General features: G+C 69.5%; 6 protein-coding genes and 1 pseudogene. 4 read left to right on the top strand and 3 right to left on the bottom strand.

The window, feature by feature from the left end:
* Window positions 1-560: 560 nt before the first annotated feature.
* A pseudogene (locus TR46_RS34370) lies at window positions 561-1040 on the bottom strand (peptidase S8); the annotation flags it as partial.
* 63 nt (window positions 1041-1103) lie between these two features.
* On the opposite strand from TR46_RS34370, the gene TR46_RS34365 reads away from it, so the two are divergent.
* From TR46_RS34365 to TR46_RS34355, 3 genes are all read left to right on the top strand, one after another.
* The gene (locus TR46_RS34365) at window positions 1104-1799 is read left to right on the top strand and encodes an RNA polymerase sigma factor (RefSeq protein WP_042410129.1); all 696 of its coding nucleotides are present in this window, start codon (window positions 1104-1106) and stop codon (window positions 1797-1799) included.
* Window positions 1796-2446, top strand: a complete 651-nt coding sequence (locus TR46_RS43350) for a hypothetical protein (RefSeq protein ID WP_052433358.1) — start codon at window positions 1796-1798, stop codon at window positions 2444-2446. The genes TR46_RS34365 and TR46_RS43350 overlap by 4 nt, the downstream gene beginning before the upstream one ends.
* 200 nt (window positions 2447-2646) lie before the next feature.
* The gene (locus TR46_RS34355) at window positions 2647-2976 is read left to right on the top strand and encodes a DNA polymerase IV (RefSeq protein WP_152626851.1); all 330 of its coding nucleotides are present in this window, start codon (window positions 2647-2649) and stop codon (window positions 2974-2976) included.
* A gap of 186 nt (window positions 2977-3162) precedes the next feature.
* Here the strand turns inward: TR46_RS34355 and TR46_RS34350 are convergent, their stop codons facing one another.
* Window positions 3163-3618 carry a hypothetical protein gene (locus TR46_RS34350; protein ID WP_052433357.1) on the bottom strand — a complete coding sequence of 152 codons (456 nt, stop codon included), beginning with the start codon at window positions 3616-3618 and terminating at the stop codon, window positions 3163-3165.
* Between the two features lie 83 nt (window positions 3619-3701).
* Window positions 3702-11678 carry a DNRLRE domain-containing protein gene (locus TR46_RS45185; RefSeq protein ID WP_052433356.1) on the bottom strand — a complete coding sequence of 2659 codons (7977 nt, stop codon included), beginning with the start codon at window positions 11676-11678 and terminating at the stop codon, window positions 3702-3704.
* Here TR46_RS45185 and TR46_RS42845 point away from each other — a divergent pair.
* The gene (locus TR46_RS42845; protein WP_161790256.1) at window positions 11671-11931 is read left to right on the top strand and encodes a hypothetical protein; all 261 of its coding nucleotides are present in this window, start codon (window positions 11671-11673) and stop codon (window positions 11929-11931) included. The genes TR46_RS45185 and TR46_RS42845 overlap by 8 nt on opposite strands.
* Window positions 11932-11952 lie beyond the last annotated feature (21 nt).

The following is an 11952-nucleotide window of genomic DNA, read 5'->3' as shown; positions in this document are numbered from 1 at the left end:
CGCGACCGAGGACAACGGGTCAGAGGCGAAGATCGGCAGCGCGATGCGCTTGGGAAGCAGGGTCTCCCCCAACTCCTCACTGCGCATGGCCTGACCGATGACAAGGCGCTTGAGCACCTGAGGCACGTTGGACACAGACGGGAGGGTACGGTCCCACGGCCCCCGCGGCATGTTCGCGGTCGCATGGGCAGAGCGCCTCCAAGTAACCCGCCACACAGCGTTTCAGCAGGTCAGATGCCCCTTTAGATGGATTGCGCCACATCGATCGCTCGGGGCGGGCCGCGTTAAGGACACGTCAATGTTTTGCGCTGGCCACCCGGCGTGCCAGTGGTCCGCCCAGTCAGGTGCACCCGGTCGACCAGGCGCGGGCCCCAGTCACTGGGCGGCGGCATCAAGAACGCGTTAAGACAGGAGACGACGGCCGTGGTGAACGGCTCGACGGCATAGGACCCCCGGCGTCGCGCGGGGGCTTCGGCCGATCGTCGTCAAAGCTCTGCGACGATGGGGGTACGGCCGAACCGGCCCCGGCCGCTGGTTGGGCGGCCGGGGCCGACGGGGGGTCAGCCGGTGAAGGCGGTAAGGCCGTTGGGGATGCCCAGGCCGGTGGGGCCGTCGTAGCCGACCTCGGCGGTGCAGAGGTAGGCCGGGGTGCAGCTGGCGGTGGCGCCGGTGGTGACGTCGTTGAGCGAGGAGGTGTGGGCGTAGAGGTCGGCCGCCGGGTAGGCGTTGCACGGCGTGCCCGCGTCGGCGGAGACGTCGGCGACAGTGCGGTTGGCGCAGCCCGTGTCGGTCTGCCAGGTGGGCTTGGCGTCGTACTCGGAGCAGCCGGAGCCTCCGCCCTCGCTGGCGCTGGCGTTCCACACGCTCTCGCTCCAGCCGCGCGCGCTGGAGTCCTTGACCAGCTTGGTGCCGCCCACCGCGGTGACGTACTTGGAGGCCGCAGGGTACTCGACACCGTAGCCGCCGTCACCGGACGACACGGTGACGGCCACACCGGGGTGGTTGAAGTAACTAGGACGCGCCCGCCGGTGCCCGCCCCCCGGTCGGGCACCGGATGCGTTGTCAGTTAGGGGTGTGCTGTCCCGGTACTGCATCATGGCGCGGTGCACAGTTCAGATCAGCCCGCAGTCGGCGTCCCCCTGCCCGCCGCGGAACCGGAAGCCGACCTGTCCGCCGAGGTCCGCGCGGCGCAGGACGGTGACGAGGAGGCGTTCCGGAAGCTGTACCGGGCTGTGCAACCCGTACTGCTGCGGTACCTGAAGGTGCTGGTCGGCGAGGATGCCGAGGACGTGGCGTCGGAGGCCTGGCTGCAGATCGCCCGCGACCTCGCCCACTTCCGCGGCGACTACGACGGGTTCCGCGGTTGGGCCGCCACGATCGGGCGCAACCGGGCGATGGACCTGCTGCGCAGCAGACGCCGTCGACCGAGCGACCCGCTGCCGTTCGAGGAACTGGTCGAACGCCCCGCGGCCGACGACACCGAGAGCACCGTGCTGGCCACGGACGGCACCGCACATGCGCTGGCCCTGATCGCGAAGCTGCCGCGGGACCAGGCCGAGGCGGTGCTGCTGCGGGTGGTGCTGGACCTGGATGCGGACAGCGCCGCACGGGTGCTGGGCAAGCGCGCCGGCGCGGTGCGGATGGCCGCCCACCGGGGCCTGCGCAGACTCGCCAAGCTGCTCGACCAGCCGGATGCCCCGGCGGTCCCGGCCCAGCACCACCCCGATCCGGGTCCACAAAAAATTTCTTCCCCGGGTGTGACACCGGCGAGGGCTTCGACGCTGAAGGACATGAGATGAGCTTCAACCGATCCCGTCGGATCGACCGCGCCACCGCTGAGCGACTGCTCAGCGGTGGCGCGGGCGGTGTGCCGGCCGGTCAGGATCCTCTCGCCGACCTGCTCAACGCCGCCGCCGCCCCCGCAGCGGACGCAGAGCCGGCCGGCGAGCAGGCAGCCCTGGCCGCGTTTCGAGCGGGCCCGCTCACCGATGTCCCACCGGTCCGGAGAGGTTCGATGTTCCGTCCCACGCTGGCGAAGCTGCTCAGTGCGAAGGTCGCTGCCGCATTCGCGGCGACCGCGCTCAGCGGTGTCGCCGTCGCGGCCGGGACCGGGCACCTGCCCTCGGTCCTGCCAGGCGGTCCGACCACCACGGCCACCACCACGGCGACTCCCCGCGCCGTCCCGTCGGGGAGCGCGTCCTCGTCCCCCTCGGCGGTGCTGCAGCAGAACGGGGGCGGAAGTCCCATCGCCTCCACGTCGCCGAGCCCCGCCGCCGGGGCCGCCCACGGCGCCTCGGCAAGGCGTACGAGCGGCGCGTCCTCGACCACCGGCAGGAGCCACGCGAGCAGTCGGCCCACACCCACCCCCGCCCACAGCACCGGACGCCCGAGCAGCGCGCCCAGCAGACACGGCAAGGCCGATCCGACCCCGCACGCCACGGGGTAACCCCAAGTCGCCGGACGGGTGGGCAGGCCTTCCCCCCGAGGCCCCGCCCGTCCGGCCCCGCCCGTCCGGCCCCGCCGTCCGGCCTCCACAGCCAGACCCCACCCACCCGCAGAGAAGCGCAGGTACCGACCGATGCAACTCCACGCGGCAGCACTCCCGAACACCCCACGTTGATGGAACGAGGAACGGGAACCGTGCCCGTGAGCGACCACACGGGACCGAGCAGTGAGCCCGCCATCCCACCCACCACAAGCGCCCTGACGATGCGCCAGAAGCGCGCCGCGCTGCTCCGTGCCCTCAAAGTCGGACGCGTCTCCCTGCCGTCCCTCCTCCTGCGGGACGACGAGATCGTCGGCCAACTTCCGGTGCGCCGGGTGCTTGAGGCGCTCCCCGGCATCGGAAAAGTCAGCGCCGGACGACTGCTCGGCGAGCTGGGCCTGGAAGAACACTGCTGGATACGCCACCTCCAACCCACCCAGCACGCCCGCCTTCTCGCATGGTCACGCAGCTACCCGCGGCGACCCCGATAGCTGCCTGCCCGGGCCACGACGGCGACCGCACCGGTCGCGCAGGATTGAGCGGGGCGGCAGCACTCGGACAGGACCGGGGCGGCGAACCGGCGCGGGATCCGCTGCCGGTCCACCAGCCCCTTCCGGTCGTCGAGGCGCCGGTGCGCCGCCCTGGCCGTGTGCTCGGCGCCCGCGGCCGGCGCACCGTCAGTAACGGGCGGCGACCTGCCTCAGCGGACGGCCCGCGATCTGCTCGAGCGCCGCGACCGACGTGTCGTCCGCATAGGTCTTGTCGAGCTCACGCACCTCGATCACGAATCGTGCGAATCCTGCGGGCTTCCGGTACACCAGATCGTTCAGCGAGGTGGCGGAACCGCAGCACTCGGTGGTCACGGACAGGTCCGTGAAACCGTTCTCGGCCGCGGTGTCCATCCGCTCCCCCCACCAGGCGGTGTCGACGGCGGCCCCGCAGTTCGGGCAGCTGATTCCTTCGAACCACTCGCCCTGGTCCAGGAAGACGATCTCACCACGGTCGCCCGAGGTGACCTCGGCACTCCGCGCGCCGAACATCTCCTGTGCGGCTGCCCCCAGTTGCTCCGCCCGCGGTCCGTCGGGGGTCCAGTCCGGCAGGTCGGCGATGATGCGCAGGTAGTTGGAGCTCATGTCTGATCCCAATCAAGAGCTTGCAGGTCAGGGGAGGCCGGTGGCGGCACAGGGGTGCCCGTGCCGCCACCGGCCGGAGGGTGCTAGTTGGGTTTGACGACCCAGTCAATCATGTTCCTGCCGGCCACGTTGTTCTCCTTCAACAGGGCCTGCATGGCGTCCACGAAGTCCTGGCTGGCCGAGGTCCAGCGCAGGTTCAGGCCGTACTTCTGAGCGGCGGCGATCTGGCTCTTCGCCTCGTTCAGCAGTGCCTGCTTGCCCTGCCACCAGGACTTGAACTGCCCGTTCTTGACGAACTGCGCGTACTGGTCCTTGGCCTCCAGAATGGTCTTGGTCGATCCGTCCCAGCCGTCCATCTTCACGCCGTCGATCTCGTACTCGCGGTCCCGGGTCACGCCGGTGACCTTCTCCTGGTAGTCCCAGGAGCTCGAACTGCCGCCGCCGCGGTTGACCTCGACCCACTTGCCGGGGCCGTTGTCCGAGTCGCCGGCCTTCGGGGTGCGCAGGCCGCTTCCGGACCCGCCGCTGCCACCGGAGGAGCCTCCGCTGGAGGTGCGCATGGCGGTGATGTCGTTGTTCAGCCCCACCGCGCCGTTGATCACGGCAGCGGTGCCCACGGTGATCGCTCCGACCCCGGCGACGACCTCGGCCCCGCCGGCGACGCATGCGGCGCCGAGGGTCTCGATGCCGCCGAGCACGCAGGTGCCGATGCCGGTCGCGATCAGGCCGAAGCCGCCGTCGATGGCGCCGGCGCCCGCGATGATCTCGGCGGTGTGGCCCGCCGCGCTGACCAGGTTGTCGGCGTTGTCACTGACCCAGCTCGCCGTGCTGCTCACCGCGTCGCTGAACCAGTTGTGCCCGTCGAGCTCGACGTTGCTGATCGGGTTGCCGCCGCCGAAGGCGTAGCGGTTGCCCGTGTAGGGGTCGGCCGACATGCCCATGTCCGACAGCGCGCCCGCGTACATGTCCCGGGTCAGGAACCGGTTCATTCCGGGGTCGTAGGTGCGGAACCCCATGTTGTACGTGCCGGTGCTGCCGTCGATCCGGTCGGAGTTGAAGCGGTAGGCGTTGTAGGGGTCACTGGTGCCGGTCTGGCCCGAGGAGGGCTTGTCGACGCCGGTGTCCTGGCTGGTGTCGTCCTGGCCGTAGGCGGTGTAGCCGTAGGTGGCCTTGGTGTTGCCGCTGCTGTCGGTGATGGCCTGGACGTCGGTGTGCTGGTTGTAGCTGTAGTAGGACGGGTCCTCGGTCCCGTCGGTGTTGTGGACGATCTGGTCCAGCCGCTCGCCGGTGGGCGAGTACTGGTACGTCTTCGTGGGCGTCCCCCCGACCTCCTCGCCGACCAGCGCCTTGGACGTGCCCAGGTAGTCGAAGGCCGTGGTCTTCGCGCTGCTGGTGCCGCTGGCGGTGGTCTGTGAGACGGAGCGGTCGAAGGCGTCGTAGGAGTAGGTGGTGGTGGTCGGCCCGGTGCCGTTGTCCTGCTGTTCGGACGCGACCCGGTCGAAGCCGTCGTAGGTGTAGCGCTGGATGGCGGTGCCGGCCGCGTGGACGGCGTCGGTGCGACCGAACGGGTCGTAGTTGTAGCTCTCGGTGGTCCCGTTCGCCGTGCTGGTCAGCAGCCGGTTGCGGTCGTAGACGTTGGTCCTGGAGACCCCGGACACCGTCTGCGCAGTGATGTTGCCGGCCAGGTCGTAGGTGTAGGACTGGTCGCCGTGGCCGTCGGAGTTGGTGACACTCTCGATCTGGTCACGCGGGGTGTAGGTGTCGATTGCGGTCCGGTCCAGCGTGGCCGAGTGGTTGTCGGCGTTCTGGGTGGTCGAGACGTCCTGGGTCTGGTTGAGGTCGGGGTCGTAGCTCAGCGTGTGCTGGGCCACGACGGTGCCCCCGCTGGTCTTCTCCACCGTGCCGGCCAGTGAGTCGTCCAGGTTGTACGTGGACGACACCGTATTGCCGTTGGCCTTGGACTCGGTGGCGATCCGGGCCGTGGGGGAATAGGTCCAGCTGGTGGTCCTGGGGTTGGGGTCGTTGGCCGTCTCCTTGTTGACCACCTTGGTCAGCAGGTCGCGGACGTCGTAGGTGTAGGCGGCGCCGGCCCCGTCGTGGGTCTCGGTCAGCGAGTTGCCGTTGGCGTCGAAGGTGAACGCGGTGGTGTGCTTGACCGTGCCGGAGAGCTTCTCCTGAAGCTGGGTCAGCCGGTCCAGGCCGTCGTAGTTGAAGGCGTAGGCGTCGTACTGCGCGTTCGGCGAGCTGTCGGCGACGCCGGTCATGTTGCCGTTGGCGTCGTAGGTGTAGCTCAACGCGTCGGGCTTGGGCTGGGTGTCACCGGAGTTGTCGCGGACGATCTTGACGGCGTCCGCGGAGACGCTCCCGCCGGAGTTCTGCGCCAGCGAGATCTTCTGCCCGGTGCCGGCCTGAGTGAAGGCGAAGGAGCCCAGGGAGACCCAGGTGCCGGCGTTCTTGGTCTGGTCCACCGTCGCGGTGGAGGTGCCGCCGTTGTAGTTGACGGTGTACTGCGCGTTTGTGGCCGCACCGGTGACGCTCGGGTACTGGGCGTAGACGGTGTAGTTGCCGTCCTCGGGGACCGTCAGGTTCCAACTGAAGGCGTCGGTGCCGGAGCCTGCCGTGTGCGTGGCGTAGTCGTACCCGTTGTAGCCGGTGCCGGTGCTGGACGAGGTCCAGGTTCCGGTGCTGCTGGTGTTCTGGGTGTCGGAGTTGTCGACGAGCTCGACCTGCAGCCCGACCGGTACCCCGGTGTCGCTGCGGGAGGCCAGCTTCCCGTCGGGGAGGTAGCTCCAGGACTGGGTGCGGGAGGAGGAGCCTCCGGCGCTGGTGATGGTGCGGGCGGACTGCTGCCCCAGGGCGTTGTAGTCGTAGGAGGAGGTGATCCCCCAGGGGTCCGTGGACGCCTTCAGCCAGCCGTTGTCCCAGAGCGAGTAGGTGGTGGTGTTCCTGACGGACTGTCCGCCGGACGCGGGCGTGGTGACCTTGGTGAGCCGGCCGGCGGCGTCGTACGTGTAGTCCGTCTCCGGCGCGGTGTTGTAGCTGGAGTCGTTCGGGTCGTACGCGCCGAACTCGGCGCTCTTGCGGTTGTCCTTGTCGTAGACGGTGCGCGTGGTGAACGCACCGGACGTGCCGGACGCCACGCCGCGCGGCGAGACCACCTGGGTCAGGTTGCCGACCTGGTCGTAGACGTACTTGCTGGTGTCGTAGCTGATCGTGCCGCCGGAGCTGGTGTGCGGCACCTGCACCTGGGTGGTCTGGCCGAGCGGGTCCACCGTGTCGAGGGTGGTGTTGCCGTTCTGGTCGGTGGTCGAGGTGACCGTCCCGTCCGCGTCGTACCCGATGGTGCCGGTGTTCCCGGCCGCGTCGGTGGAGGTCAGCGGGCGGTGGTCGACGTCGAACGACGTCTTGGTGATGTGCCCCAGCGGGTCGGTCACCTGGACGGCGTTGCCGACGCTGTCATAGGTGCTGGTGCTCTTGTCGCCGAGCGCGTCGGTGACGGAGACCGGCTGGCCGTCGGAGTCGTAGGCCGTGGTCGTGGTGTACGAACCCGCGGCCGCACCGGGGACGTTGCCGTCGGGGCTGGTGGCGGTCAGCCTGTTGCCGACGGCGTCGTAGGTGTAGCTGGTGGTGGGCGCGGCACCGCTCGAGGTGTCGGGCGGAGTGGTCGACGCGGTCAGCTCGTCGTCCGCGTCGTAGCTCGCGGTGGAGGCGGCGCCGTTGGGCGCGGTCTTCTGGGTGACGTTGTCGTTGGCGTCGTAGACCGGGGCCGGGGTGGTGACGTAGACCCCGTTGGCCTGGTCCTTGGGCGTCCTGCCGTCCAGCGCGCGGCCGAAGACGTCGTAGTTCTGGGTGGTGGCGTGCCCGAGCGCGTCGGTGACCGAGGTGACCTCGCCGCGCGGCCCGTACACGGTCTGCGTGGCGTTGCCGAGCGGGTCGGTGATGGTCTTCGGGTAGCCCGAGGGGTCGTAGTCGGAGTACTGCGTGGTGTTGCTGTTGGCGTCCGTGACCGTCAGCGGCTCACCGGAGCTGTCGTAGCTGTAGCTGGTGGTGTAGCCGGAACCGGCGGCGGTGCCGTCGGGGTTCTGCAGACTGGTCAGGTTGCCGTGGGTGTCGTAGCCGAAGTGCCAGTGGCGGCCTGCGGCGCTGACCTTGTCGGTGATGTCGGCGATGTGGCCGGACAGGGAGGTCTGGTAGGTGTAGCTCTCGCCGGCCGTGTTGTTCTTGTTGGCCAGCGCGTCCTTGTGGGTCAGCGGGTAGCCGGTGTTCGGGTCGTAGGTCCAGGTGGAGACCGCGCCGTTGGCCTCGGTCAGCGAACTGACGTTGTTGTCCGCGTCCCAGCCCAGGGTCGTCTTCTGGTTGAGCGGGTCGGTGGACTGGAGCAGGCGTCCGTTGGAGTCCAGCTCGTAGCTGGTGGTGTGGCTGTTCGCGTCGGTGATCGTGGTCTGGATCGCCGAGTTGGTGATGGTGCCCGGTTCGGTGTAGGCGAAGTTGGTGCTGTGGCCCAGGCGGTCGGTGACCGACTGGGTCCACCAGTGGAACTTCGGGTCGGTGACCGGGTCGTAGTAGCTCAGGCTGGTGGAGTGGCCGCGCGGGTCGGTGATCTTGACCAGCTTGACGTTCTTCATGCCCTGGGTGGCGTCGTAGCTGAAGTTGAAGGTCTTGGCGGCGCTGTCGCCCGCGCCGTCGACCATCCGCGCCATCAGCCCGTTGGTGGTGTAGTAGAAGTCGATGGTCCGACCGGAGACGTCGGTGACCGACTTGACGTGGTCGATGATCTGCGGGTCGGTCAGGTTGGTGCCGGACTGCAGGGTGCCGGTGGAGTCGATGTAGCTGTAGCTGTCGCCCTTGGCGTAGTAGTTGACCGTCAGGGTCTTGCGGCCGGTCGGGTCGGTGACGTAGGCCAGGAACTCCTCCGGCTTGTTCTCCGACTGCCGGCTCCAGTATGTGAAGTCGGACTCGTTGCCGTTCTTGTCCACGACGGCGGTGGGGAAGCCCTCGCAGTCGTAGTAGAACTGGGTGCGGTCCGGGCGGGTCATCAGCCAGGCGCGGGCGTTGGTGACCTGCGGGCCGCAGCCGGCGAGCTGCTGCAGGTACAGGTGGACGCCGGCCGGAGAGGTCCAGGTGCTGGTGGTCGAGTTCCAGGTCCACACGTGGCTGGTGCCGTCACCGTCGGTGAAGGTGACCTCGGTGGGGTTCGGGTTGGGGTGGAAGTCCAGTGGCGTGCCCAGCCGGGTCGGCGTGGACAGCTGGACCGACCAGCCGAATCCGGTGGTGGAGTCGGTGGTGTCCAGCGAGTTGTAGGACATCCGCGCAAAGGTCGCGAACCCGCGGGAGGGGTTGGAGAACGCGTTGTAGTTCCACACCGTGTTGCCCGAGGAGGCGTTGGTGTACAGGGCGGAACCGGAACCCGTGGCGGTCGTGACGTACTGGTAGAACTTCTCCAGCCCCAGTTGGTTGTTGCCGGAGGGGTTCACCCGCACCGCCTGGGCCAGCGACCCGATGCCGCCGGTGGAGGTGGACAGGTAGGAGCCGGTGGAGGTGTTCTGCATGTCCCAGGAGAGGGTGTACGCCTCCCGGGTGTTGTTGTCCGTCGGGGCCGGCGCGGTCACCTGGGCGTTGACGGTCTGCTGAGAGCCCGGGGCCATGTCCGCCGGGAGCGGGGTGGTGAGCTGGTCACCGGTGCTGGTGACGTCGGTGCCGTCCGGCAGCGTCCAGTGGTAGGTCAGCTTCTCCGTCGACGCGGACCACGTCGAGGACGTGGAGTTGTTCACCGTCACGGGGACGGTGTAGGTGCTGCCCGGGACCATCTTGGCCGGCGTGGTGGGCGCGTAGTAGGTGTTGGCGGGGGTGGGGTCCAGGTACGTGACCACCAGGGTCGGCGAGAGCAGCGGTTCGGCGGTGTTGGTGCCCGCGAACAGGGTGTGCTCCTGCGGGTCGGCGCTGGTCTCCTTGGCCAGCTTCAGCTCCAGGCCGTGGTTGCTGCTCGGGGTGGTGACCCAGCCCTGTACCAGGGAGGTGGCGTCGAAGTTCTGCCGGTTCGGGTCGTCGGTCAGCCCCGGCACGGTGGAGGCCGCGGTGGAGGAGTAGTCACCCCCGGGCGCGGTCCAACCGGTGCCGGTGGCGGCACTGTTCCAGGTGGCCTGGCTGATGGCGGGGGTGCGGGTGAGGCCGTGCAGCTCGTACACCGCCCCGGAGGAGGTGGTGTCGGTCTCGAACTGCCACAGTTTCAGGTGCGCCTCGGAGACCGTGGCGTTCGTGGGGATGCTGGACGGCAGGGCACCGAAGTTGAACACCGAGCGGGCGGTGCCGTAGGTGGCGGAGTTGTCGCCGACCTCCAGCCACGGCTGCTGCAGCCCGGAGTCGGACAGGGTGTTCTCCACTGTGCTGGGCTGGGCGGAGGACAGCGTGGTGGCCGCGCCCTGGCGGATGAGCACCGTGGTCAGCCCTGCCTTGGGCAGCCGCACCAGCTGGGTCGGGCCCGGGATCAGGGCGCCGGAGGCGGTCTTGACCACGACCATGTAGTAGTAGGCGTTGCCGTACGGGTCGCTGCTGGAGGTCGGCGTGGGCTGCGCGGTGGAGTCCGTGAACGCGGTGCTGCCCGAGCCGACCGGGGCGACCTCGGTGGACGCGGACGGGGTGAACGTCTGGAAGATGCTGCGGTGCACCTGGTACTCGACCAGGTCGTTCGCGCTGTTGCCGGTGGTGTTCGTGTAGGTCGGCCAGGAAAGCTCCGCCCCGGTGGAGTGGATCACGGTGGGCGGGTTCACCGCTACGCCGGGCACCCCGTAGGTGACCTCCAGCTGCGGATAGTTCGCGGCCTCGCCGCCGTATCCGTAGATGCTGGCCTCGTATCGCGGGCCGCCCTGGTTCAGGGTGGTCTCGCTGTGCGCCTGCACCACGAACCCGTTGTTCGCGGCGCTGCCGTTCAGCCAGCCCTGCACGGTGGAGGTGACCGGGAAGGTGTTCCACACCCCCCGCACCCCGGCCGCCTTGGTCGCCGAACCTGCCAGGGCACCGGAGAGGGTGGTGGAGTTGTTCCAGGTGGCGGTGGTCGGGTCCCAGGCGGCCGTGGCGGCGTGGGCGTCCATGGCGACGTTGTTGAGGCCGGTGGTGAAGTACTGGTCGTAGTACAGCTTCAGCGACGCCGAGGTGATCGTCGTCCCCGCGGGTACGGACGGCATCGGGAACTTGATCAGCGTGCGGGCCGCGCCGGTCGGGGTGGTGCCCACCGACAGCCGCCAGCTGGTGTCGTAGTTGGTCGACGGCCCGTCCTGCAGCACCATCACGTTCGCCGCCTGCGACGGCGCGGGCGCGACCAGGATCGTCGGGTCGATCGTCACCGGGAACTGACGCGTCCTGGCCGACAGCCACGCGGCGTCCGGGCGCACCGTCACCCTCAGTGTGCCCGCCTTGGCGTCCCAGGCCATGGTCTGGGAGACCTTGGTGGAGTAGGCCACGCCGTAGGGCGAATTGACGTCCTGGTGGGAGTCGGCCATGTACGGGGCGGGGATCACGAACGCCGGATGCGCCGACTCACTGCCGTAGAACGCGATCGAGCCGTCGCGGCGCTGCTTCGGGGTGAACCCGCCCACCTTGAACGTGAACGAGAACGACGCCCCCGGGGCCGGGGCCCGGTTCAGGACGATGTCCTCCTTCACGCCCTGGCTGCCCACGTGGTACTTCAGGTCCGCGCCGGGCAGCGCGGCGGGGTAGTCGACGGTGTTGCCGGAGACCTTCGCCGCGCCCTTGGCCCCGCCTACGACGCCGAGTTGCAGGAACGCGCTGCCCTGCTCGACCCGGACCAGGGCGGATGGGTCACCGCTGCCGGAGAGGTAGCTGCGGAACGCGTTGTCGGTGGCGCCCAGGGTGAACCCGTCGTGCGAGGCCTTCCCCACCTGGGTGTTGATGGTCTGCCAGGCCCCGCGCGCGTCGCGGTAGTGCACCGGAACAGCCGACAGGACCTCCTGCACCCGCCCGTCCGAGAGCCGGTAGAAACTCGCCTGCGCGGTCCGCCGGCCCGTCAGCTCCGCCACCCGGTGGGCGTGCGGGTCGATGCGCACCGCCGGCGCCGTGCGCCCGGCAGGCGGCTTCCAGGCGAACGTGGACGCCTTCGGATCCGGCCGCGACGACCCGCCACCGAACCAGGTCGACGGATCCCACCAGTTGCTGCCGCCGCCCGAACCGCGACTCGCGGCCGCCTGCTTCGCCGCGTCCACGCTCGCCGCCGCCGCGGCGCCCTTCGGCACCCCGGCGACCACCAACGCCGTCACGGCCGCGGTCGCGGCCAACCTCTTCCATCGGAACCGATGCTGATGCATCCCGCCGACACTCCTC

The organism is Streptacidiphilus carbonis (assembly GCF_000787775.1).
In the GTDB taxonomy this organism is placed as follows: Bacteria; Actinomycetota; Actinomycetes; order Streptomycetales; family Streptomycetaceae; genus Streptacidiphilus; species Streptacidiphilus carbonis.
The sequence above is the reverse complement of the archived record's forward strand: the minus strand, read 5'-3'. Positions and strand labels throughout refer to the sequence as shown.

Coding starts and splice junctions, on each gene's coding strand:
- TR46_RS42845 (WP_161790256.1), top strand. CDS start 11,671: ATGCGCACCGCCGGCGCCGTGCGCCCGGCAGGCGGCTTCCAGGCGAAC.
- TR46_RS34350 (WP_052433357.1), bottom strand. CDS start 3,618: ATGAGCTCCAACTACCTGCGCATCATCGCCGACCTGCCGGACTGGACC.
- TR46_RS43350 (WP_052433358.1), top strand. CDS start 1,796: ATGAGCTTCAACCGATCCCGTCGGATCGACCGCGCCACCGCTGAGCGA.